The 21,870-nt window shown below is 64.7% G+C and carries 19 protein-coding genes, 1 tRNA gene and 2 rRNA genes (1 of these 22 running past the window's edge); 4 read left to right on the forward strand and 18 right to left on the reverse strand.

What is annotated here, in order from left to right:
• The 4 genes from RCAP_RS04610 to RCAP_RS19175 all read left to right on the forward strand — a co-directional run.
• Positions 1-1,493, forward strand: a 23S ribosomal RNA gene (locus RCAP_RS04610); it begins 1,342 nt to the left of the window's first position.
• A gap of 147 nt (positions 1,494-1,640) precedes the next feature.
• Positions 1,641-1,755 (forward strand): 5S ribosomal RNA (gene rrf, locus RCAP_RS04615).
• A gap of 69 nt (positions 1,756-1,824) precedes the next feature.
• Positions 1,825-1,901, forward strand: a tRNA-Met gene (locus RCAP_RS04620).
• Between the two features lie 352 nt (positions 1,902-2,253).
• On the forward strand, positions 2,254-3,372 hold the full coding sequence (locus tag RCAP_RS19175) for a Nal1-like putative serine protease (protein ID WP_131618281.1): 1,119 nt from the start codon (positions 2,254-2,256) through the stop codon (positions 3,370-3,372).
• A 288-nt stretch (positions 3,373-3,660) separates the two neighbouring features.
• Here RCAP_RS19175 and RCAP_RS04630 read toward each other — a convergent pair whose 3' ends face one another.
• The 18 genes from RCAP_RS04630 to RCAP_RS04710 all read right to left on the reverse strand — a co-directional run bounded on the left by RCAP_RS04630 (position 3,661) and on the right by RCAP_RS04710 (position 21,839).
• On the reverse strand, positions 3,661-3,900 hold the full coding sequence (locus RCAP_RS04630) for a hypothetical protein (RefSeq protein WP_013066661.1): 240 nt from the start codon (positions 3,898-3,900) through the stop codon (positions 3,661-3,663).
• 23 nt (positions 3,901-3,923) lie between these two features.
• The gene (locus tag RCAP_RS04635) at positions 3,924-4,562 is read right to left on the reverse strand and encodes a peptidoglycan recognition protein family protein (RefSeq protein ID WP_013066662.1); all 639 of its coding nucleotides are present in this window, start codon (positions 4,560-4,562) and stop codon (positions 3,924-3,926) included.
• A 231-nt stretch (positions 4,563-4,793) separates the two neighbouring features.
• Positions 4,794-6,677, reverse strand: coding sequence for a DUF2793 domain-containing protein (locus tag RCAP_RS04640; RefSeq protein WP_013066663.1), 1,884 nt, complete (start codon positions 6,675-6,677; stop codon positions 4,794-4,796).
• A 13-nt stretch (positions 6,678-6,690) separates the two neighbouring features.
• Positions 6,691-10,662 (reverse strand): baseplate multidomain protein megatron, encoded by a 3,972-nt coding sequence (locus tag RCAP_RS04645; RefSeq protein WP_013066664.1) that lies wholly within the window; start codon positions 10,660-10,662, stop codon positions 6,691-6,693.
• Between the two features lie 5 nt (positions 10,663-10,667).
• Entirely contained in the window at positions 10,668-11,123 is a 456-nt protein-coding gene (locus RCAP_RS04650; RefSeq protein WP_013066665.1) for a C40 family peptidase, read from the reverse strand.
• The gene (locus RCAP_RS04655; RefSeq protein WP_013066666.1) at positions 11,116-12,021 is read right to left on the reverse strand and encodes a DUF2163 domain-containing protein; all 906 of its coding nucleotides are present in this window, start codon (positions 12,019-12,021) and stop codon (positions 11,116-11,118) included. The genes RCAP_RS04650 and RCAP_RS04655 overlap by 8 nt, the downstream gene beginning before the upstream one ends.
• Positions 12,018-12,317: a hypothetical protein gene (locus RCAP_RS04660; protein WP_013066667.1), complete on the reverse strand. Its 300-nt coding sequence runs from the start codon at positions 12,315-12,317 to the stop codon at positions 12,018-12,020. The genes RCAP_RS04655 and RCAP_RS04660 overlap by 4 nt, the downstream gene beginning before the upstream one ends.
• Positions 12,314-12,940: a DUF2460 domain-containing protein gene (locus RCAP_RS04665; protein WP_013066668.1), complete on the reverse strand. Its 627-nt coding sequence runs from the start codon at positions 12,938-12,940 to the stop codon at positions 12,314-12,316. Before RCAP_RS04665 ends, RCAP_RS04660 begins: the two co-directional genes overlap by 4 nt.
• Positions 12,941-15,037 carry a phage tail tape measure C-terminal domain-containing protein gene (locus RCAP_RS18300; protein ID WP_013066669.1) on the reverse strand — a complete coding sequence of 699 codons (2,097 nt, stop codon included), beginning with the start codon at positions 15,035-15,037 and terminating at the stop codon, positions 12,941-12,943.
• Positions 15,034-15,192: a DUF7697 family protein gene (locus RCAP_RS19515; RefSeq protein WP_444431519.1), complete on the reverse strand. Its 159-nt coding sequence runs from the start codon at positions 15,190-15,192 to the stop codon at positions 15,034-15,036. The genes RCAP_RS18300 and RCAP_RS19515 overlap by 4 nt, the downstream gene beginning before the upstream one ends.
• 113 nt (positions 15,193-15,305) lie before the next feature.
• On the reverse strand, positions 15,306-15,713 hold the full coding sequence (locus tag RCAP_RS04680) for a hypothetical protein (RefSeq protein ID WP_013066671.1): 408 nt from the start codon (positions 15,711-15,713) through the stop codon (positions 15,306-15,308).
• A gap of 11 nt (positions 15,714-15,724) precedes the next feature.
• Positions 15,725-16,669: a phage tail tube protein gene (locus RCAP_RS04685; protein ID WP_013066672.1), complete on the reverse strand. Its 945-nt coding sequence runs from the start codon at positions 16,667-16,669 to the stop codon at positions 15,725-15,727.
• Between the two features lie 24 nt (positions 16,670-16,693).
• Positions 16,694-17,134 carry a hypothetical protein gene (locus tag RCAP_RS04690; protein WP_013066673.1) on the reverse strand — a complete coding sequence of 147 codons (441 nt, stop codon included), beginning with the start codon at positions 17,132-17,134 and terminating at the stop codon, positions 16,694-16,696.
• Positions 17,135-17,187: 53 nt separating this feature from the next.
• The gene (locus RCAP_RS19180) at positions 17,188-18,384 is read right to left on the reverse strand and encodes a PIN-like domain-containing protein (RefSeq protein ID WP_013066674.1); all 1,197 of its coding nucleotides are present in this window, start codon (positions 18,382-18,384) and stop codon (positions 17,188-17,190) included.
• 117 nt (positions 18,385-18,501) lie between these two features.
• A complete protein-coding gene (locus tag RCAP_RS04695) occupies positions 18,502-19,143 on the reverse strand; it encodes a DUF6441 family protein (protein WP_013066675.1) in 642 nt (213 codons plus the stop codon).
• Entirely contained in the window at positions 19,140-19,454 is a 315-nt protein-coding gene (locus RCAP_RS04700) for a head-tail joining protein (protein ID WP_013066676.1), read from the reverse strand. Before RCAP_RS04700 ends, RCAP_RS04695 begins: the two co-directional genes overlap by 4 nt.
• 1 nt (position 19,455) lies before the next feature.
• Complete coding sequence (locus tag RCAP_RS04705) at positions 19,456-19,794, reverse strand: DUF2190 family protein (protein ID WP_013066677.1); 339 nt, start codon at positions 19,792-19,794, stop codon at positions 19,456-19,458.
• 26 nt (positions 19,795-19,820) lie between these two features.
• Complete coding sequence (locus RCAP_RS04710) at positions 19,821-21,839, reverse strand: prohead protease/major capsid protein fusion protein (RefSeq protein WP_013066678.1); 2,019 nt, start codon at positions 21,837-21,839, stop codon at positions 19,821-19,823.
• Between the last annotated feature and the right edge of the window lie 31 nt (positions 21,840-21,870).

Raw genomic sequence — 21,870 nt, forward strand, 5'->3', positions numbered from 1 at the left:
GAGTAGCGACAAAGAGGGTGAGAGACCCTCTCGCCGAAAGTCCAAGGGTTCCTGCTTAAAGCTAATCTGAGCAGGGTAAGCCGGCCCCTAAGGCGAGGCCGAAAGGCGTAGTCGATGGGAACCAGGTTAATATTCCTGGGCCAGGAGGATGTGACGGATGCTTACTGTTGTCAGACCTTATCGGATTGGTCTGGCAGCTGCGGTGTCCCTGGAAATAGCCCTCCATATGACCGTACCCTAAACCGACACAGGTGGACAGGTAGAGTATACCAAGGCGCTTGAGAGAACCACGTTTAAGGAACTCGGCAAAATGCCTCCGTAAGTTCGCGAGAAGGAGGCCCCATTGATAGGCAACTATCGGTGGGGGGCACAAACTAGGGGGTGGCGACTGTTTACTTAAAACACAGGGCTCTGCGAAGCCGTAAGGCGACGTATAGGGTCTGACGCCTGCCCGGTGCTGGAAGGTTAAAAGGAGGGGTGCAAGCTCCGAATTGAAGCCCCAGTAAACGGCGGCCGTAACTATAACGGTCCTAAGGTAGCGAAATTCCTTGTCGGGTAAGTTCCGACCTGCACGAATGGCGTAACGATCTCCCCGCTGTCTCAAACGTGGACTCAGCGAAATTGAACTGTGTGTCAAGATGCACACTACCCGCGGTTAGACGGAAAGACCCCATGAACCTTTACTCCAGCTTTGCACTGGCATCAGGATTGTGATGTGCAGGATAGGTGGTAGCCTTTGAAGCCGTGACGCCAGTCGCGGTGGAGGCTCCCTTGAGATACCACCCTTCGCACTCTTGATGTCTAACCGCGGTCCGTCATCCGGATCCGGGACCCTGCATGGTGGGGAGTTTGACTGGGGCGGTCGCCTCCCAAATCGTAACGGAGGCGCGCGAAGGTAGGCTCAGACCGGTCGGAAATCGGTCGTTGAGTGCAATGGCAAAAGCCTGCCTGACTGCAAGACTGACAAGTCGAGCAGAGACGAAAGTCGGTCATAGTGATCCGGTGGTCCCAAGTGGGAGGGCCATCGCTCAACGGATAAAAGGTACTCTGGGGATAACAGGCTGATGATGCCCAAGAGTCCATATCGACGGCATCGTTTGGCACCTCGATGTCGGCTCATCTCATCCTGGGGCTGGAGCAGGTCCCAAGGGTATGGCTGTTCGCCATTTAAAGAGGTACGTGAGCTGGGTTTAGAACGTCGTGAGACAGTTCGGTCCCTATCTGCCGTGGGTGTAGGATACTTGAGAGGAGTTGCCCCTAGTACGAGAGGACCGGGGTGAACGTTCCACTGGTGGACCAGTTATCGTGCCAACGGTAGTGCTGGGTAGCTATGAACGGACAGGATAAACGCTGAAGGCATCTAAGCGTGAAGCCCCCCTCAAAACAAGGTATCCCTTGAGGGCCGTGGAAGACCACCACGTCGATAGGCCGGAGATGTAAGTGCAGCAATGCATTCAGTTGACCGGTACTAATTGCCCGATTGGCTTGATTTGATCCAGTAGCAGCAAGGCTCAGGACCAAAAGCAAGTATACACATTGGTTAGAAACAGAACGCTCCGCGCCGGCGCAATGCCGGTGGCCGCATCCGCGGCAGCAGCGCTTCTCAATGTACTCAGACTTGGACATGGCTTCTTCCTCGGTTTGGTGGTCATAGCGTTGGCTAAACACCCGATCCCATCCCGAACTCGGCCGTTAAGGGCCAACACGCCGATGGTACTGCGTCTCAAGACGTGGGAGAGTAGGTCACCGCCAAACCTAGAAAGAAACCAACGTTCTCTCATAACGATACCAATACCCCGATCGCAAATCAGCCCTCGGGACAAACGCGGGGTGGAGCAGCCCGGTAGCTCGTCAGGCTCATAACCTGAAGGCCGCAGGTTCAAATCCTGCCCCCGCAACCATAATTAATAAGCTAGATCAATGCCTTGCGCCCCGCCTCATCGCGGGGCTTTTTGCGTTCTCCGCGGCGGGTCAACAAACGGGCGGAAACGGCGTGCAAGATCAGTGGGATAGTAGGCGGAGCGGATCAGGACCGCGCGAAAACCGCAGAAGAACGCCCTCGGCAGGAAAGGCGGCCGCCTCAGGCCCCTCAGCCTCGTCCTCGATCATGTCCTCTATGACTGATTGGCCCGGCTAGTGTCAGCTAGCGCAACAGAAAAAATCGCGTAAGTCGAGCGCAGTAGACTAATCTTGCTCCGACAGCGCGCCTGTGTTGAAGTCGCGCACGCAAAGATTGATTCCAGTGGGTAATGAATGAACGACCTCGAAGAGCTTCAGGGCCTCCGGCCCAACTCCGCGAAGGAGCTTGCGGAAAAGATTCTCGGTTGGGCTAAGCACAGGAATTTATTCGACAAAGTCCCTCTTGAGGATGGAATCGAAGAAGAAGATGCCAACTTTCAGGTCGGGCCGAACCAGTTCCACGCACAAGCAACCGAGGAAGTCCTGCGCAAGCGGTCTATCAACCTTGTCGGTTTTTCCGAGGGTGAAAAGAAGGTTGTAGTATTTACCCACAATAAGATTTCGAAGGGCGACGAAAAGGTCCTGCCCTTTGCTTTTGGTGACTACAAGGTCGTCTACATCCAAGGAGGTATAGCCCACGTCAAGGGTAGCCCGCCACCGCCGCAGCAGCCACAGCCGTTCACACATAGGAATGGTAGATATGCTTGTGGTTCATCGATCTTTCCGGCCCACTGCATCGGCGCAGGCACGTTAGGACTGATCGTTCGAGACGCGGCTGGGCGGCTGTTTGGGATGACCAACAATCATGTCGCGGGAGCATGCAATCACGCAATGCCTGGCCTTCCTATTCTTGCGCCGGGCCCTGTCGATGCCACCCATGATGCCTGCGACCCGTTCACGATCGGACGCCACAGTAGGCTGCTGCCGATCAACGATGGTATCCCCGAAAACATCAACATCGACGATAACTGCGACGTTAGCCTGTTCGAGTTGTCCGACCCTGCCAGAGTGAGCTCGTTCCAGGGCAACGCCTATGACACTCCGGCCATCTCCGGCATGCCGGTTCCCGGTACTCGAGTACGGAAGTATGGCCGAACAACAGGCCTGACCTCGGGCATGATCGTTGCTCAGGCCGCAAGTGCCATTCCCGTTTCGTATAACGTGAACGAGTACGGTGTTAGGAAAAATGTGTGGTTTAACAATATCTTTGTGGTAGCCGGAGACAATGGTCTACCGTTTTCGCGCCCCGGTGACTCAGGGTCACTTGTCGTATCCGACGATGGTGCTGGAAATCTTGTCGCGGTTGGGCTAGTCTTCGCAGGGAACGAACAGCGAAACCAATCGTTCATTCTTCCGCTGCCAGATGTACTGCAGAAACTTGCTGTGGATATAGTGACGGGCCACCATGCATGAGACCAGCAGCACACTGCTTGGCGCAGCCAAGGCGTTAGCTAAGGACCTTGCTCTTCCTCCGAGCAAGGTCACTGTGTTTGCTTGGAGCGATACGGCCGGAGAGCGTATTGTCATCGCAGCCGATCCGTGCTGGTTGAAGAACAGGCACAAACTACCAGCGTCGTTTCGCGGGTATCGTGTTGAAGTTCAACAGGAACTTGGGGCGGAAGTGTCCTTACCCAAAACCTGACTGAACGCGTTCACTTGACGCTTCCTTCTGGCAGCCAAGCGATCTTTTGCAGCCTTGCGTCACCGCGAAGCCTTCTCGCTATCCCTCACCACATACCCTGCCACCAAGTTCACCGCCCCCTGAACCAGCGCGAGGCCGCCCGCCACAAGGGACGCCCCCACTTCGCCCCCGCAGGCGTCCGACAGCCCCGGCAGCCAAGGCGCGATGATCGCGGCAACGATCGGGCCCAGAAGGCTGGTCCAGCCGACGGCGGCAATCTTGCGGGTGGGGCGAAGGCTGGGCTGATTGATCAGGTTCATGATGGTCTCTCCTTTGGCGGTTTTCAGGCCCGGTTGATCCAGTTGCGCACGACGAAGCCCGGGCAGGCTTTGGCGGCGTGGTCGTTGTGACCGGTGATGCGGGTGATGGCGGTCTCGGCGCGGATGGCGTCGATCAAGCCGCGCAGGGCGCGATCCTGGGCGGCGGTGAAGTTCCGCTCGAAGGGATCGGTAGCGGCCGAACCCGCGCCGCCGATCAGGCAGATGTGGATGACACCCCGATTGTGCCCTTCGACCCCGGCGCCGATTTCAGTCTCGGCCCGGCCGGGCAGTATCGCACCATCGCGATCGATCAGATGGTGGTAACCGATCTTGCGCCAACCGCGCTCTTCGCGGTGCCAGCGGTCGATTTCCTTGCGCTTGGCCGTGAGTGGCTGGCCGCGCATCCAGTCGGGGTGGGTGGCGGCGCAGTGGATGACGATCTCGTCCACGGGGTAGCGGGCGCTGCCCTGGAAGATCATCGGCCCCGGTGCAGCCGTGGCCACGGGAGGCTTCAGGTTGCGGATCGCGCCGCCCTCGGCCGAAACCGCCTTCAGCGCGGCATCGGTGCGCGGGCCGAAGAGGCCGTCGATCGCGCCGGTGTAATAGCCGAGGCGCGCCAGCGCCATTTGCAGCGCCTTCAGCGCATCGATCTGGTCGTTCATGGGTTTGGTCCTTTCGGGCAAAGAAAAACCCCGCCGGAACGGCGGCGCGGGGCGGTCTTGGCGGGGTTCAACCGGCAGTGGATGGGTCAGGCGGGGGGCTCTGCGCCTCCCGGGCAGCGGCCAGTTCGGCGGCGAGAAGGGCACAGCGCTCGGAGAGGATCACGATCTGCTGGCGCAGTTCGGCGACATATGCAGCGGATGCAGTGGGGGACATGGGGGCTCCTTTCGGGGTCAGAAATCGGTCTCGAGGTAAAGGCCTGTGCATTCGAAGGCGACAGCCGCGGCGGTGGCGCCGTTGTTCAGGAAGAGGCGAGGGGCGAGGAAGGTCGCAGCCTGGGGAAGGTCGGTCGTCACTTCCTGTTCGAAGACCGCGCCGGTCAGCTCATTCACTGCGCGCAGCCAGATGGAAGTGCCCGCAGCAGGGCACCAAATCGTCAGGGTGATCAGCCCCGCCGTCGCGACTGGAAACCCGGCCCCGAGATCCACGAGGGTCGGCGCGCCGGTTGCGTCATTGCTGACCAGCTGCCAGTTCGTATGCGTGCCGCGCTGGAAACCGATCCCGATCGCTTCCACAAGCGCGGAGAGGGCCGTTGTGACCGCCAAGGCCGCGACCGAGGCCAGCACGCCGAAAAAGCCCATTCCGGTGGCCTGCAAGGTTGTCAGGCTGATCCGCGCGACAAGAGTGAACCCACCGAGGCCCGCGGCATTCCCGCGCCAGCAGGCGGTGACGGCTGAGCGCTGATCGCAGACGGAATCCACCACCGCGGCCGAGGTCACGCGCCAGCGCCGGGAACTGGACAGAAGCGTGCCAGCCGCCAGGGCGGGGTGGCTGATGGTGCCCACGCTGGTCAAGGCAATGCCCTGAGCGGCGATCGTCGTGGCCGAGACGGGTGCCCAGGCCCCGATCCGGTTCAGACCCATGTGTGGTTGGAGGGGGAAGTCGCGCCCCGAAGGCCGGACGACTTCCAGCCAAGGGGCGCCCGCGCGTTGGCGGCCGTAGAGTGCGAGCTTGCCCGCCGGGGGCGAAGCGGGCATCGCCGAAAGACCGGGGATCACGATCGGCGCCGGGAACTCCGCCCGGCCGGTTGCCCGATCAATTACGAAGGCATCGAAAAAGGCGGAGCCGTTGGGCGAGACCTTCAGCGTCACGTCGTCCGAACCCAGAAGCCCGAACAGCGCTCGCGCTGAAAACCCCGTCTTCAGGGCAAGGGTGGCGTCATTCGCGGCGGCGGCCTTGTTGATCGTGGCCTCATGCGACCCGCCCGCATTGTTCAGAAGGGTCGCCGCGGCGTTGACGCTGAGCCGGTTCGAAGCATCGGGCGAGGCGCCACCGAGGCCCAAGCCCAGCGCACTGATATTTGCCGCGGCCGCGCTGATCGCCGTGACGCTGGCCGCAAAGGTCACGGTCGGTGAGTTGATGATCGTGCTGCCCAGCGCCCCGGCGGTGGTTGACCCGAGGTTGACCACCGTCGTCGATCCGGCCGCGCCGCCGGTGCCGAGGTTCACGGTCTTGGTGACGCCCGTGGTCGTGCCCCCGGTGCCGAGCCCATAGGTGGCGGTGGTTGTGGCGGTGCCGATCGTGACCGCGGCGTTCGAAAATGTCGTCGCTCCAGTGAAGGTCTGGGCGGCGTTGCCGAGATGGGCAAGGGTCGCCGACAGGTTCGGCAGGGTGAAGGTGCGAGTCGTGCCCGTCAACAGGCCTGAAAGATCGAAGGCCGCGAGCCGCGTCGGATCGGCATCGTCAGCGAGGCGAAACAGGTTGTCCGGAAAGGGCAGCGCTGCCTGCCGGACCCAAGCGCCGCCAAGAAAGTTCAGAGCGGCATCGGTCGCGCGATCCCAGACCGACCAGCCCTCGGCCGGGGGATAGAAGGCCCAGGCGCCATCCTGCCAAGCGGCAATCGCGAAGGCTTGGCCCGCCCAAGCGCCAGTCGGTGCAGCGCCTACGATATAGCGGGCGCCATCGACCGGCGATCCGGGCGGTGCGTTCAGCCCGGTGCTTTCCACGGCGGGTTGCACAAGGGCATCCAGGGCGCGGAGGGCCTCGTTGACGGTGATGTGCTTCTGCGCCTGGTTCGCCTCAAGATAGGTAAGGCGGATGTTCGGGGTGTCGGCCATAGGGGCCTCCGGATCAAAGGGTGACGTCGAGAATGGCGCCCCGGCCCAGCGCGCCGGTCTGTGCGATGCGAAGCGCGAGAGGGCCGGTGACCGGGGCACCGAAATCGGCGGCTTGCATGGCGGCGGTGTAGGTGAAGGCGGGGGTGGCAAGACCCGAGGCGGTTCGAACGACAACCGCTCCATTCAGGATGTCGATCGCGTAACCCTCGGCCGCCTCGCCAAGTGGCACCTCTGTCAGTGCCCAGTTGTCGCCAGCGAAGGCGCGGGTGCGTCGGGTCCAGCTGAGGGCGATATCGCCGCCGGGCAGATTGACCCGCCGGGCGTGACAAGGCCGCCAGGGGCGCAGGCCACGGGCCGAGGGGGCAAAGGTGACGGCCAAGTTTGCCGGATCGCTTGCGGGTTTGCTCGAAGCGCCGACCCGCCAGTTCCAGGGCGCGCCATAGTCTGCACTGCCGATCGGCAGGGGTTTGACCCCACCGTCCAGCACGACGACACGTGCCCCGGCGGGGGCGGGGTTGGCGATGGCGTCCTCGGTGCCAAGGAGCCCACGAAGAAGCCGGGTCAGGCGCCAGCGCCCGGGGGATTGCAGGCTGGCGGTGGCGAAGCCGACGATCTCCCACAGATCGGGGGCCGTCTCGATCGCGAGCCAGTTCGTGCCGGAAAACACGGCCGTATCGCTGACGCTGGCGAACTGGCCCGCGATCATGTCGACCCAAAGCTCGTTGCCGCGGTCAAAGCGGTTGGTCGGTCCTGCATAGAACGGGAAGGCCAGGGTGCCGAACCAGCCCGGCCGCGAAATCGTCGTCAGGACCGCAAAGCCATCGGTCGTGGCCGATCGCCAGACTGCCGCCGTGCCATACCACGGGGCGGCGTGGGCGGCGGCATAGGGTTGCCAGTCGGGGAAATCCTCCGACAACTGCGGCAGGTTCATCAGCGCGACGAGGGGCGGCCCGTAGACAGCCTTCGCGCCCGAAGTTGCGCCCCGATCCGAACCGGGGGCCAGATCGTAAAGCGCGCGATCTGACCGGCGCGCCTCCACCCGCCGCCCGGTGCCGTCGGTGATCGCGGTGAGGGCAAATTCGATCAGGCGATTGTCGTGATCAAGAAGGATCACATCGGCCGGGTCCAGCGCCAGGCGCGACGGTGGCAGGGTGAAACTCGCCTTCTCGCGGCCGACCCAAGCCTCGAAGAGGGCCCGGCGCACCCCGCGTTCGGCGGCGCCGCTGGTCGAGGCGATCGGCAGCTGCTCTGCCGAGATGCGAGCGGTGTCGACAGTGATCCGGCGGGCTTCGACCGTGATCCCAGCGAATTCCTCATCCCGCGCCATCAGCCGCCATTTGAGGGCGAGAGGAAGTTCGGTCTCCTGCGCGCGGGTCAGTTCCAGATCCTCGCCCTCGCGACTGGCCGCCACCAGCGTGTCGAGGGTGATGGTGGCGACGGGCCGCTGCCCCCGCATCCGAAAGCGGATTTTGCCCTCGGCCTCGAAGGCGTCAAAACCGAAGAGGCGGGCGAGGGTCTCGATGGAGGCGCGGGGGCTTTCGATCGCGTTGACCGCAAAGCCCGGCACCGACCCGGAGAGGTCGGTGACATCGAGGTCAGATTGGGCCAGCCCAGCGCGAGCGCAAAGCTCGGCTACGAGTTCGGCGAGGCCCGTGGCTCCGGCTCGGCCGGTGAGCCAATGCCCCAGCCGCCAGTTCTCCGCATCCGACCAGACATCGCTGCGGGCGGGGAAGGCCGGGAAGGGCCGTGCGTCCCACGTCCAAAGCGCGATCTCGGCCGTCTCGATCATCCGGCCGGAATAGAGGCTGGCAGAGGGGTTGTTGGCCGGGTTGGCCCAATAGCCGACCAGAGCCTCGGCATAGCGGCGCTGGATGAACTCGTCGGGCCAGCCCCGGGAAAAATGCGGCAGCAGGGATTCTGAGGACTTTGGGTCGACGAAGACGTTCGGCTGGTTGGTGCCACGATCGACGCAAGGCGCGCCTGCTTCGGTGAACCTGATCGGTTTCGATCCGGGCACCCAAGCCGTCGGCCCGCCGCTTTCAACGCCGCCCGGGCGATTGAAATGCTGCTGGCCCCACCAGTTGCGCAGGTCCTTGGGGCGGAAGACCCAAGGCTTTCCGGCCCCATCGGTGATCGGGGTGCGGATTTGCGCCAGGCGATCGGCCGAGGAGGCATAGAACCAGTCGAAGCCCTCGCCGCCCTCGATATTGGCTTGCAGATAGGCGGTCTGCCGTGGCCCCTGCCATCCAGCCAGAGCGTCGAGGTGATCATCGCCATCGCGCCAGTCGGAGAGCGGCAGGTAGTTGTCGATGGCCACGAAATCCACATTCGCGGATGCCCAGAGCGGATCGAGGTGGAAGAATACGTCGGTTGAACCGTCGGCAGGCTGATGGCCGAAGTATTCCGACCAGTCGGCGGCATAGCTGACCTTGGTGGAGGGCCCGAGGATGGCGCTGACATCGGCCGCGAGTTGCACGAAGGCGGTGACGGCGGGATAGGTCGCAGCCCCCGAACGGATTTGGCTGAGGCCGCGCATCTCGGTGCCGATCAGGAAGGCATCGACGCCTCCGGCCGCGGCGCAGAGGTGGGCATAGTGCAGGATCATCCGGCGCAGGCCCCAATCACTGCCGCTGCCGGTGAAACTGACCGTCGTGCCCGAGACTGCAAACTGCCCCGGGGTGGCCGATCCGAAAAACGCCGCAACTTGTGTCCCTGCCGCCGCCGTTTTGTCGACCGTGCCCGCGAAGCCTGCCGCAGGGGCGCAGGTGATCCGTCCGCGCCAGGGATAGACCGGCTGACCGGGCGCGCTGCCGTTTGGCGAGTACGGGTTCGGCAGCGTGTTGGCGGCGGGGATATCCATCAGGATGAAGGGGTAAAAGGTGACACGCTTGCCGCGGGCCTTCAGCTCCTGAATGGCCTGCACGACGGCGGCATCGGTCGGCGTGCCGCCATAGGCCGGGCCCCCTTCGACGGTGGAGACCACATGGGCACCGGCGCGCGTTACGCCGTTCACCTGCCAGGTCATTGGGGTGGTGGTCTTCGTGACGGATTCGACGCCTGGCTTGATCTGACAATTGCCCGCCCGCAGATCGGTGCCGAACCAGGACACGACCAGCGACACCGCCTCACACTCCGGCAGGGCGGCATCCAGTCGGTTCAGCGAGGCCACCAGATCGGGCAGGCCCTCGACGCTGTTCTCGTTCTCTGGCACCGCCGTGCCATTGCCGCCGCCGCTGTTCCAAAGCCCCGGCGCGGCCGTGGTGCGGGTGACGGTCTCAGTGGCATAGACGAACTCGCCCGCGGACGGGATCAGGTTCACGGCGCGCACGAGGCGTTCCATCGCGCCGGGATCGGGCGAGGGCCGGATCACCTCGAAGGACAGTTGGGGCAGGCGATTGCCGAAGGTCTCAAGGGCCAGATCCTCGAACATGACATAGGCCACGCCCCGATAGGCCGGGGCCTGCCCAGCGCCCTCCTTCGCCTCAATGAAGGGATCGGGCATTTGGGCCTCGGAGCCAAGATGCACCCGGATCACCGCGCCGGGCACATCAAACGGTTTGCCATCGGCCCAGATACGGCAGACGCCGCCGATCGGGCCTTCGCAAAGCGCCACGGCGAAGGAAGCGTAGTAGCGAGAGCCTTCGGTGACGACCTTGGGCCCGCCGCCCTTGCCGCCGCCTTGGGTCTGGCGGAACTGTTCTTCGCGGAAGTCGGTCGCCCAGATGATGTTCCCGCCAAGCCGCATCGTGCCGTAAAGGCGCGGGATCACCGCCCCTTCAGTCGCGGACGTCAGGCGCAGGTCATCAAGCTTCGCGCCTTCGATGCGCTGATCGGGGGCGAGCGAGCCGATGATCAGGCTGTCGATGACGGAGCCTGCAAATGACCCGATCGCGCCGCCGATGGTGGCGGCGCTGAAGCCGAGAAACGCACCACCGAAAGCGCTGCCGATTGCGGAACCGGCGGCGGCGAGGAGCATGGTTGCCATGGGGATCAGCCTGGAAATATGAAGGCCGCCACGGCGCGACGGCGCCAGGGCAAGGTGAAGGGTTCGCGCGTGACGCCGGTGGTCTCGCGGGCATGGATTAGGGTCAGCTGGCTGGCAGGGCCGGGCACGAGGATGCCGCAGTGTTTGGCCGGGCCGTTTGCCACCATGCGGAAGAGGAGCAGCGCGCCGGGTTCGGCCGCACCCACCGGGATCTCGATCAGGAAGGCGCGGGCGGCCTCCCACATCACTTCGCGGCCGCTGCTCTCGCCCCAATCGCGGGTATAGGGCGGTGGAGCGATCGGTTCGGCCCCGCGCAGGTCGCGCCAGATGCCGCGGGCGAGGCCAAGGCAATCGGTGCCAAGGCCGCGTGCAGAAGCCTGATGGAGGTAAGGCGTACCGAGCCAGCTTGTCGCAATCGCCACCACCCGGGCGGGATCGGCCGGGGCGCGGGTCTCAGCCATCGGCGAGGGGGCGCAGCGGTGCGCCGGAGTTGGCGTCGGTTTCGTTGGGGTAGCGGGTGACCAGATCGTCGCCGGGGATGGAGGGAAAGCCGCGAAAGTTCAGCGCATTGCCGAACCGGTCGCGGCAGGTGGCGTGGCGCTTGTCGCAGCCCGCGGTGATCGCAAAGGCGTCGCCCGGCGCGATCGGGCGCACCGGCGCTTCCATCAGCGTGATCGTGGCGGTGCCGCTGGCCAGCGTGTGGCTGGCCACTTCCGTCCGCCGCCCGGCATTGGCGCCTGAGGTCCATTCCACCACCCCGAAGTCGAACCAGCCCGAGGCAAAGGCCCCGAGGCCGGTTGCCACGGTAAGCCGCCGGTCGCCGATCGTGGCCGTGACCGACCCCGTGCCCCGATATAGCGGCCCCGTCAGGTTCACCCCGCAGCGGGCATCGCCCAGCGTCGCGTCGCAGAAGTACTGAAACGTCCGCCCCACCGGTTGGTTCAGCAAATGCGCCAGCGCCCGCACTTCCGCCGTGAAGGCATAACGCCCCCGCCTGATCTCGCCGATGCTGCCGCGTCGCATCAGGACGCGCTGGCTGACCGCTTGCCAGTTCACCAGCCAAACCTCGACCGCGGCATTGTCCCAAAGGCCGTCCGCGATATCGGTCTCGGTGATCCGGTCGGAGCGCAGCGCGCCCTGGACGTCTTGGGCGTCAACCGACAGATCACCGAGGCTTCTGATCTCGCTCGCCGCGAAACCAGTCTCGGGTTCGAAATTGGTGCCTGCAAAGGCCAGCACACGGTCATGATCGGTAAACCCGAAGACGGCACCATCGCGCCTTTGAAGGCGCCAGCACCACGCAAGAGTGGTGGTGCCTTCATCCAGATGCGCTTGGAAGCCCGCGGGCAGGGTCTTCATGGGGTGCGGTCCTGTTGTTCGAGGCGTCCTACGGCGGCGCCAATGCGGGCGATGTTCTCGTCGAGGCGGATCATCCGCTCTTCGATCACGGCGATCGCGCGAAGCGCTTCGGTCACGTCGCGGATTTGCTCGGGACGGATCATTGCCAGATCGTCCAATTGTCGTTCGAGCATCGCGACGCGCGTGTTGATGATCCCGGCCCACCAGATCGCCGCCCCGCCTTGGGCGGAAAGGGCCAGCGCGAGACTGACGTAGGCGACATAGCCCATCGTGTTGCGGTCCTTGGGTGGGGTCATCGGCGCACCTCGATCAGGGGAATGGAGGGGATGGAGCCGGTACGTTCGATGTCGAGCGTGACCGGCAGCTCGTCAGTGTCGAAGCGCACCGGCACGTCGAATTCGAACCCGGCCCGGATCACGGCGCCGGTGGTGGGAGGAACAGTGAAGGCGACGATCCCGGTCGTCGAGTTGACCGACCAGCCGGACCCTTGCGCCACCCCGTTCAGCGAAACGGTGACGGTGCCAGCCACGGGTTTGATGATCGCCCGCGCCCAGGATTGCGCGCCGGAGGTATAGGTCTTCACCAGCTGAAACGCCGTCGCGCTGCCATTCCCGGTTCCGACGATTTGGTCAGTGGAGGAAGGCGCCGCCGAAGGCAGGCAGGATTTGTAGTCCGACCAGTCCTTGAACCGAAACGCGTGCAGGCGGCCGTTGCGAGCCTCAAAGAAGGCGACGACCGCGGCCAGATCGTCAGCCCGGCGCACGCCATAGGAGACGTCATAACGCCGCCGCGAGTTGGCCCAGGAGGCATTGCGTTCCTCGTCGCCCGAGGCCAGTTCGACGATCCGGGTGCGCCGTTCGGGCCCGCCCTTGGCGCCCCGGCTGATGCTGTCCGGAAACCTGATCTCATGAAACGCCATTCAGCTGCTCCTTCGGCCATAGGCGACGGCCCGGGCGATGTCGGAGGCGACTTGCGCGCGGGAGGCGCGGAAGCTTTCGGCATCGCGTGCATAGATGTTGACAGTGGTGCCCGCGCCCCTCTCCCAGGCGCGGGTCTCGGCACGGTTCAGAACGCGTTCGCCGCGCAGAAGGACGGCGGCGTATTCGTCGGAGCCGAGGCCCATCCCTCCGCCATTGTGGAACCGCGGGGCGGCGGCGAGGGCGGCGGCGGGGATCATCATGCTGGCGGGGCCGGGCACCCGGCCGCCGGAATGGTAGACCCCGGCCGAAATCGAGCCGCCGCCGATGCCCCCACCTATCCCACCCAGCACGCCGCCCAGCGCCGAGGCGAGGGGGCCGAAGACGAAGCGGCGGAAGGCGATCTTCGCCAGATCGGCGATGATCGAGGTCGCGAGGCTCGAGAAGTCGAGCTTCCCTGTCCGGACGAATTCCGCGACGGCCTCTTCCCCGGCGCGGAAAGCCGAGGTGATCGCCTCGCCCACGTTGGCGCCCCAGTTCGCGGCCTCGGCGGCGTAGGTCGACAACGCCTCGCTGACCGCCGCCCAGCCGGTCGCGGCCACGTCGGCCGCGGCGGCGACTTCCTCGGCTGTCTGCAACGGGCCCCCGCCGCCGCCCGCGCCGCCTTCGGCCGGATCGTCGGGCGTGACCGAGATTTGCAAAGCCCGATCACGGACATCGTTGAAGTATTCCGACAGGGGCGAGCCCGAGACGATGCCGCGGATTTGGGCGGCCAGCGCCGCGCGGCGTTCGGCATCGCGGGCAGCATAGGGGTTCGCCACGCTGTCGATGCGGAAGGTGGCTGGGTCCAGTGTCGAGAGAGCCGGGTCCAGGCCAACCGCTTCCAGCGCCGCGCTCGCCGCCTCGGCCAGGGCGTTGATCCCTGCGAGCGCCTTCTCGATCATCCAGTTCACGGCATCGATCACGGCGTTCGCGGCGCCAACCGCGAGGGCTCCGACGGCATCCGGCACACCCTGGAAGGCATAGGTGGCGCCTGCGGCCGCGACCTTGAAGGCGTTGATGACGAGGTCGCCCATCCAGATGACGCCATCGACGATCCGCTCCCAGGCCCAATCTGCCCAGGCGACGGCATTGTCCCACCAACCGCGGATCGTATCGAAGACCGGCTTGCCGATCTGGTAGACGTTCTCGGCAAAGACCTGCCAGGCGGCCCGCGCCACGTCGGTGAAGCTCACCTGCGCGCCGGTGGTCTCGTTGATCTCATTGCGCATGCCCGCGATCGCGGCCGAGCCCAGCGCCACGGCGGCCGTCACCAGTGGAAAGCGCCCGGCGACCTGAAGGATGCCTTGGCCGAGGGTCCGCGCCATGCCGCCCAGATCGCGAAAGAGCGCACCGACACCGCCATTCCCGAACCCATAAATCTGAGAAATCTGGCTGCCCTGCTGCGCCATGACCATGAAAGGGTTCATGCCGCCTGCGAGAGACACCCCGATGTCCTGAAGCTGGAAGGACAGGTTGGCCATGCGGTGGCTGGCATTGCGCGTGGCCGTGCTCATCCCGCCCAGCGCGGTGGTCCGTCCCTTGATCGCCGCGATGCTGGCAAGGGTTGCCTGCCGTTCCCGCGAGATCGCCGCCGTCATCTCCTCCGCTGAAATTGCCCCCACGCGATGGGCCTGCCGGATCTCGATCAGGGTGGTCCGGTAATCCCGCACCACCGCGAAAAGTGGGTTGTGCTTGGCGCGGAGGTCATCAAGGGCCCGGCCATAGGCCGCCACATCCACCGCATCGCGCGCCATGCCGCCCGAGACGCCGGTTGATCGGTTCACGGTGTTCATGACCGTGCCGGACACGGCGCCTGCCTGACGCAAGGCAGCGGCCGCTCGGGCCGCCCGATCGGCAAGGTCCTGCATCTGCCGCATGGCCTCGCCTGCCGACACCCCGGCCGCGTTCAAGCCTGCCGCTGCCCGCGGGCCAGCCGCTTCGATCAGGGTCAGCGCCCGGGCGCCTTCCTGGCCGATGCCGACCAGTTCGGCCTTCAGCGCCTGACCGCCGGTCGCGACAAGGCGCACCGAGACCCGGCGTTCAGTCCGGCTGCTCATGATCCCGTCTCGTCATGTTGGGTGGCTCTCACTTGGGCGTTGATGCCGCGGACGGCGAAGGGTTCGATCAGGGGCAGAAGCTCGGCCGCGATCAGACGGTTCAGGCCCAGCGCCTCGGCCATGGCCAGGGCAGCGGTCATGTCCCAGCCGACCACCCCGCCGGGGATGGCTCGGAACTGGCCGCGCAAAGCTTGGGCCAATTCCCAGACCTGCCAGGCTTCAAGGGTGCGGGGGCGGTGCAGATCAGCGGGGCAGGCCGGGCAGGGTTTTACGCATCCGGCGCAGTAGCCTTCGCCCCCGCTGAAGTGCCATTCGGCAAGGGCGCGGAGGCGTTTCCCTCATCGGCCAGGATCAGGCCCTTGGCCACATAGTCCGTCTGGAAGCGCTGGAAGAGCGGGAAGAGATCGAGCAGTGCGGCGACCGCCTCAGGCGTCGGTGGCACCGGATAGCCCTCGGCATTGCCGACTCCCTCCCAGTCGAGGATCGCCAGCGACCCGATCGCCTTGGCCAGGGCGACGGCGACCTGATCGGCGGGCGCGTCTTCCTGGAGGCTGGCCACCTGCGCGTCGCTCCTGGCCGCGCCAATCAGGGCAGAGGTGAGCGGGGCCAAGCGCAGGCGGACCCCGCCGCCGAGGTCGAGCCAGGCGGGTTCGGGGGAGAGGTTCAGGCGGATCATGGAGGGGCTCCTCAATAGCTGGTGGTCGTGTTGACAAGGACGGCGGTGCACATGCGGGCGGGCGAGGTGGCCCGCGCCGCCTGCCATTCGAAGGTCGCCTGCACGCCCTGCGGTCCGTTGATCGGGATGCGGGGGCGGGGCAGATAGGCTGCGTGCACAGTGAAGGTGAGCGAGGCGTTCGCCCCCAGGCTCCAGGCGAACACGAGCTCGCAGGGATCACCGGCGATCGCTTGGTTCACCAAGGTCAGATCGGCGAACCGCGCCTCGATCGATCCGGTCAAGGCGGCCATTGATGGGTCGAGCCCTTCGAGGAGCCCGTCGTTGCGGATTGTCTCGATCCGGTCGAGGTTGTTGGCATAGGACACCTGCGCCCAGACGATATTGCCCAGCGCCGCCCCGTTCCGTGTGATCGACCCCTGAAAATTACCGAAGCGCTGCAAGGGAAGCGTGGCATCGGTGAGGACACCGGCGGCCGTCGTGGCCGCAACCGTCTCGCCGCGGCCGATCAGGCCGACCGTCGCGGTCAACAGCCCTGACCGCTGCGATTGCCACTGGATGCGATCTGCGACGAGGCCGGAATACATCGCAAACCGCGGCACATCGGGCATTTGCGTCTCGATCGCCATGCTGGGCAGCGTGAAACCGCCCGACTGGAACGTGTGCGTCCGGGGCGTGGTGCCGGTGGTCGTGGGCTGGCCGAAGATCGCCTTCAGCCAGAAGCCGAGGTTCTCGGCATCCATAGGAATGACGACATCGCCGTCGACGTTCACCGCATCGCGGATCGGCGCCTGCGGGTCGCGGCCGTAGCCGAGGAGTTCGGGCGACAAGAGCCCTTGTTCGGAGCCGAGCGTCGTCGTGGCAAAGGGCATCCGGCGATAGCCGCTGGCGGGCGGCGTGCCGTAAACGGATTCAAAGGCGAACGCGACTTGCGTCCGCGCGCCGGGCTGGCGGGCCATGGGTCAGTCCTTTCGGGGGTGGGGTCAGAGAAGCGGGTCGGTCGTGGCGTAGGCGAGGATCACCGGGAACACCGCTGCCTTCAGACCCTCATTGCCGTCGATTGCCAGCAGCACCGGTTCCGGCGCCTCGGGCGCGATATAGTCGCAAAGGCCGCCAAGCGTGCGGTCGGCGGCGAGCGCCGTGCCGATCGCCAGGCGGAGAGCGTCAAAGGCGGCATCCCGGGCGGCGGGTGTGCCATCCACGACCACTTCGATCTCGGCCCGGTGCTCAAAGTAGTAGCCCGGCGGTGAAAGCCACACCTCCGGCGGCCCCGGATCGCCATCGCGCAGGATCACCACCCCGGCGGCAGGCACCTTCTCGGGCAGGATCGAATTGCGCAGCACCTTGGCACCGGGCGGCACCGCGCCGGACAATAGGCTATGAAGCGACGCGAGCAGGCGCTCGGCCGTGGATTGAAATGGCATCTCTGGTCTTTCCGAACTAAGTGCAATCAAAGACCCGAAAGTCTCACCGATTTCTAGTCCGAGCTGGTCGGTCCAGACCCACAAACGGCCTCGTATTCCAACAAATATTCACCCTCAGGCAGGATTTTTCCGCGCTCCGCTGAATGCAAATGTATATTGAAATCGAAGATAGTTCCCGTGTTGGCGCGCAGTGTGATGTTGGGTGTTTCAGTGGGGCTGGACAGAAGCTTTGCGCTTATGCTGGGCGGAGTGGTCATATTTGGATCGAAGCGGCCGCTGGCCGTAAAGTTTCGTACGGGTCTCGAAAGTAGTACTCTTATTCGGCCAGAATTTCTGGAGTCGTCAGCAAAATAGTACTCCTGCACAATTTTGACTGCAGGCTCTCTCTGAAGCGAAACCTCGCGAATGTCCTCAAGCACGTCCTCATTCGCTTTTTCGCCTGCGCGCTCTTGATGGATTTGGAGGAATCGCTCGGTCTGATAGATAAGAATGATCGATCCAGTCTCTTCGTGCGCTTCTTGAAGAAGCTCGAGTCGAGCGTTCAGCGTCTTTCCACTTTTCTTTTCCCACCAGTCCTCTTTTTGCTCAGAAGTAACCAGGATCAGTGGACGCTTTGACTGTTTCCCATAGTCTAGAATCTGCCTCCACATGAGATAATCACCGGCAAATCCGTTGCCTTCTTTTCCGTCGTCCATGTATCCAGGTGGAATCTTTTCCTTCTTGCGCCTTTCTGCCTCTTTAATAAGATCGGCAAGATTTCCGGGCTTGGAGCCAATGTTACCAGCTAACGCTGCTTCAAGGCGCGCAACAACCTCATCGTTGCTTTCGTATTCTGGAGTAGTGGACTTTTCTGTTGCTATGGAAGCCCTTGCGGTCTCAATGGCCTGTTTGAGTGATCCCTCAAGTTCCTCAGAGACAGATTTAGGGACTGCGCGAATGCCCCTAATTGCTGAAATTTGTCCCTGAGAGGATTTCATAATTTCTTCGAAGTGCTTCTCGGACTTTTCAAATTCCGAGGCGGCATCTAAAATCACTTTTCGGCGATTTTTCACGAATTCGTTGGAGGTTTGAAAAGAAATCCACAGACGACCCTTGAAGCTCTCAATAGCGCCAAGCAACGCTTCTCTTGTTGCCTTATTGTAACGGTAGAGATCCAAGAGCACATTTGCGTCAACTGTAAGCGTGCCCTTGTCCCACGCTTCCTCAAAGTCCTTGTCCGTCAGAAAGTACCATGGAAATTTATCGCGCATGACGCCTCCTCTATCATTTTCAACTATTGACCGCTTCCATCGGCCTTTCAAGCGGACTTCTTGACCTCGGTGGACGCTCAGCTGTGCCTTCAAAGCGAAAACGCAGATGGATTGGTCTTATCTCTTCCACGCCCCCAGGATCGCTCCCGGCAGTCGTGCCGTCGCAGCCGGCGCCAACCCATCAAGGTCCAGCTTCTTCGGCATCTTCACCTGCCGTAAAAGGAGGAACACCGGCACGGTCTGGGCCCCGGTCAGAATACCATCCCGCCGCCGTCGCCCGCCCTTTGCTGCGGCAAGGCCCCGGCTGTTCAGCCGCGCATCATCGGCGACCAACAAACTAGGCCCGTTTCGGCGATAGACGAAGCGCAGGCGCATGCCGGTGCGCTGTTCCCAGCGCCAGGGGGTGATGCGCTGGCGGCCAAGACCGGTGACACCTGCCGCGGGCAAGGGAATGGCCAACCAGAGGCCGCCCTTGCCGCGGATCAGCACGCCGCCATCGAACGCGTGCAGGATGTCGGGCGCCTCGGTCCAGACGAGGCTTGCCGCGCGAAGGCTGGTGCCCGATCGCGGGAAGTCGGCCTGCCGAACGGTGTTGGCAAGGCGCGACCCAAGCCCAGAAGCCCGCACCTGCCCGCGCCAGTCGTCGCGCAGGCCCCGCCCGGCTGCAAAGACGCCGCGGGTGACGGCGGCCTCGGCCTCTTGCAGGATCTCGGTGGCGATTGCCGCCAGATCACCGTCGATGCTGGCGCCGATCTTCATACCTCTCGCGCCTCGGCCTTCCAGACGTGGCGCAGGGCGTCGCGCACGGGCTCGCCCCGAACCTCGTAGATCACACCCGCGATTTCGAACGTGTCCCCGGGCGCAAGGGCGCCCAGCGCGGCGCATTCGACATCGATCATCACGCTGTCGGTGACGAACCGGCCTTCGCCGAAGCCTGACACCGCATCAGGCCGCCGCAGCATGACGCGCACGGCCATCGGCGCGCCCGCCCCACCAGATCGCCAGACCGCATCCTGTGCGAGGTTCGGATCGCGGAAGAGGGCGGCCGTGGCGCTGGCGAAGGCCGACATCTCAGGTTGCTCCCCCGTTCAGGCGCACGATGCCGGTCGTGTCACCCGCACCGCCTGCCACAGCTTGCGTGGCGATGCCGATCCGGGTGTTGCCGGTTAGAACGTTGGTGGTCCGGCTGTTCGCCGCATCCCAGTAGATCGTCTGACCGACCGTCCAGGCCTGCGAGGGCGCCTTCGGCAGCGAGAACACGCCCACCAGCCGGATGACGGCGGTGTCGCCGGTCGCCGCAGCGCCCTCGGCCACGCCGAAGATGCTGCCGACCAGCACGCCCTGGCCTGAGGCGATGGCTGCTGCTGCGGTGATGTTGATGGTTTCGCCATTGGCGATGAAGTTTTTCATCGGGGTTCTCCTTCAGAGTTTGGGATTCAGACGCCCGCGTTGCGGAAGAGGCCGCGCCAGTCGATGGCTTTGGCGGCGAAGTCGTGGCGGGCCTTGATCTCGATGCCGTCGACCTCGAAGCCCGAGCGGGTCTCGGTGTAGACGCCCTGCTGGCCCTCGAGATAGGCGAACTCGATCGTGTCGATCCGCGAGGGATCGGCGGCCAAGAACCAAGGGTCGGGCCCGGCGGCGGGGATCAGGCGGGCTTCCTCGATCGGTTCCAGGCGGTTGGCGAAGGCGTTGACTCCGGCGACCGCATTCGGGGTGGTGGCGGTGACGTTCTTGCGCGCCTCAACCGACCGCACGCCGGGCGGGGTGATGATGTAGCGCGGCAAGACACTGATCTGGCGGCCCTCAAGGCCGCGCTGGTTGCCGAAGAGGCGATAGGCTTCGGCGAGGGTGGTTTCCGAGATCGTGCCCGCCGTGCCGAGGTTGGCGTGGGAGGCATGGAACAGCGGGTTGCCATCGGCCATGTTGGGATTGGTCGAAAAGATCGAATATACCAGATCGCTTTCCAGATCCGCTGCCGCGGCACCAAACGCGGACGGGATACGGGTGAAGGCATCAAGATCGTCATTGATCAGTGTCTGCCGGGTGATGCCCACAATCCGGCCGTAGGTCACCAGCGCATAGACCTCGCGGCTTTCGCCGATGGTGCCATAGGTGAACTCTCCCGATTCCGGCACGCGCAGCAGGTCCGGCGCACCGCCAAGCTGGTTGCGGGCGACCGGCTTGAAGTCGGTGATCACGGCCTGCCGCGCCCAGGCCGTGAAGGTGCGGGGCGTGGTGTCATAGGCCGCGCGCAGGGTCTTGTTGGCGACATTGGCCAGGATCAGGGGAAAGTCGCTGGTCGAATGCAGACCGGAACGGCCGATCAGGGCCTCGGTCGCCAGTTCCATCTTCGACAGGCCGCGCGTGGCGATGCCGCGGCGATCAAGGGCGTGGCGGGCCAGTTCGAGAAGGGTCAGGCCGCGGAACTCGCGGGCGCGGTCGGTCAGTTGCGCTCGGCCGGGGTTGTGGCGGTGCAGGAGCGCCTCGGACATGGCATCGCGATAGGCGGCCTCAGTTGCCCCGGTGCCGCGAGCGGTGGCCGCGACAGGTTCCGATCCCCGGGCCGCTGGTGCATCGGCCTCGGCCAGCTTGTCGAGGATCGCAGCCCGGGCGGCATCCAACGACAGGCCCCGCCGGATCATATCGGCGGCGAAGCCTGCGCCAAGCGCGTGGCGTTCGCAGAGCGCCAGCACTTCGGCTGCGGAACGGTTCGCTTCGGTGCGGATCGCATCGGGGGAGGGATCGGCTGCGGGCGGCGTGATGGGCGCGGGCGCGGCGCGGGTTTCGGCGGGAGCGTCAGGTTCGGGGATCTGGGTGTCGGGCATGGTGGTCCTCGTCTGGTTCGGGGAAGGGGCGGGCGCGTCTGCCCGGGTGAGGAGGCAGGGGGTGAGGGTTTCAGTTCGGGCGGCGCCGGTTGCCGCATCGGCGCCGCGGATATGCGCGCCGGGATCGGCGGGCATGGCGACGGCGGAGATTTCCATCGGCTCCCAGTCGACCGCGCGCCACAACTCGCGCTGGCCTTGGGCCTTGGTGATGTCGTAGCGATGGACCCGGTAGCCGACGGAGACGGCCGAGACCGTGCCATCCATGATCCGCTGCACGATCGGCGCGGCATCAGGCGCCGACGTCAGCCGCACCCGGGCAAAGCCCTGGCCGCCTTCGATCCGGGCGGAACCTGGCAGAACGGCACCCACAACGGATTCCAGCCCCCAGGACCGGTGCGAATCCAGGAACGGCGCGCCCGCATTCAGGCGGTCCATCCGCACCGCGCCGGGCGTGACGACCAGTTCCTCGTCATATTCGACGACATCATCCCAGCCCTCATAGCGCCGCCGCTGAACGGTGGCGCCGGTGGTCCAGATCACGTCGATCGTCATGTCGTCGCCCTCGCCGCGGACAAGGCGCAGCGAGGCCTCCCGCGTGATCAGCGGGAGGTTTCGGGTCTCAGGGGGCATGGGAGAGGCTCCGTTCTGAGGAGATTTCAGT

The organism is Rhodobacter capsulatus SB 1003 (assembly GCF_000021865.1).
In the GTDB taxonomy this organism is placed as follows: Bacteria; Pseudomonadota; Alphaproteobacteria; order Rhodobacterales; family Rhodobacteraceae; genus Rhodobacter; species Rhodobacter capsulatus_B.

Bases quoted from the DNA above. Each gene is read 5' to 3' on its own strand.
- RCAP_RS18300 (WP_013066669.1), bottom strand. From the start codon at position 15,037: ATGAGCAGCCGGACTGAACGCCGGGTCTCGGTGCGCCTTGTCGCGACC.
- RCAP_RS04705 (WP_013066677.1), bottom strand. From the start codon at position 19,794: ATGAAAAACTTCATCGCCAATGGCGAAACCATCAACATCACCGCAGCA.
- RCAP_RS04710 (WP_013066678.1), bottom strand. From the start codon at position 21,839: ATGCCCCCTGAGACCCGAAACCTCCCGCTGATCACGCGGGAGGCCTCG.
- RCAP_RS04645 (WP_013066664.1), bottom strand. From the start codon at position 10,662: ATGGCAACCATGCTCCTCGCCGCCGCCGGTTCCGCAATCGGCAGCGCT.
- RCAP_RS04685 (WP_013066672.1), bottom strand. From the start codon at position 16,669: ATGGCCCGCCAGCCCGGCGCGCGGACGCAAGTCGCGTTCGCCTTTGAA.
- RCAP_RS04640 (WP_013066663.1), bottom strand. From the start codon at position 6,677: ATGGCCGACACCCCGAACATCCGCCTTACCTATCTTGAGGCGAACCAG.
- RCAP_RS04695 (WP_013066675.1), bottom strand. From the start codon at position 19,143: ATGAAGATCGGCGCCAGCATCGACGGTGATCTGGCGGCAATCGCCACC.
- RCAP_RS04635 (WP_013066662.1), bottom strand. From the start codon at position 4,562: ATGAACGACCAGATCGATGCGCTGAAGGCGCTGCAAATGGCGCTGGCG.
- RCAP_RS04660 (WP_013066667.1), bottom strand. From the start codon at position 12,317: ATGACCCCACCCAAGGACCGCAACACGATGGGCTATGTCGCCTACGTC.
- RCAP_RS04680 (WP_013066671.1), bottom strand. From the start codon at position 15,713: ATGATCCGCCTGAACCTCTCCCCCGAACCCGCCTGGCTCGACCTCGGC.
- RCAP_RS04655 (WP_013066666.1), bottom strand. From the start codon at position 12,021: ATGAAGACCCTGCCCGCGGGCTTCCAAGCGCATCTGGATGAAGGCACC.
- RCAP_RS04665 (WP_013066668.1), bottom strand. From the start codon at position 12,940: ATGGCGTTTCATGAGATCAGGTTTCCGGACAGCATCAGCCGGGGCGCC.
- RCAP_RS04690 (WP_013066673.1), bottom strand. From the start codon at position 17,134: ATGCCATTTCAATCCACGGCCGAGCGCCTGCTCGCGTCGCTTCATAGC.
- RCAP_RS19180 (WP_013066674.1), bottom strand. From the start codon at position 18,384: ATGCGCGATAAATTTCCATGGTACTTTCTGACGGACAAGGACTTTGAG.
- RCAP_RS19175 (WP_131618281.1), top strand. From the start codon at position 2,254: ATGAACGACCTCGAAGAGCTTCAGGGCCTCCGGCCCAACTCCGCGAAG.
- RCAP_RS04630 (WP_013066661.1), bottom strand. From the start codon at position 3,900: ATGAACCTGATCAATCAGCCCAGCCTTCGCCCCACCCGCAAGATTGCC.
- RCAP_RS04650 (WP_013066665.1), bottom strand. From the start codon at position 11,123: ATGGCTGAGACCCGCGCCCCGGCCGATCCCGCCCGGGTGGTGGCGATT.
- RCAP_RS04700 (WP_013066676.1), bottom strand. From the start codon at position 19,454: ATGTCGGCCTTCGCCAGCGCCACGGCCGCCCTCTTCCGCGATCCGAAC.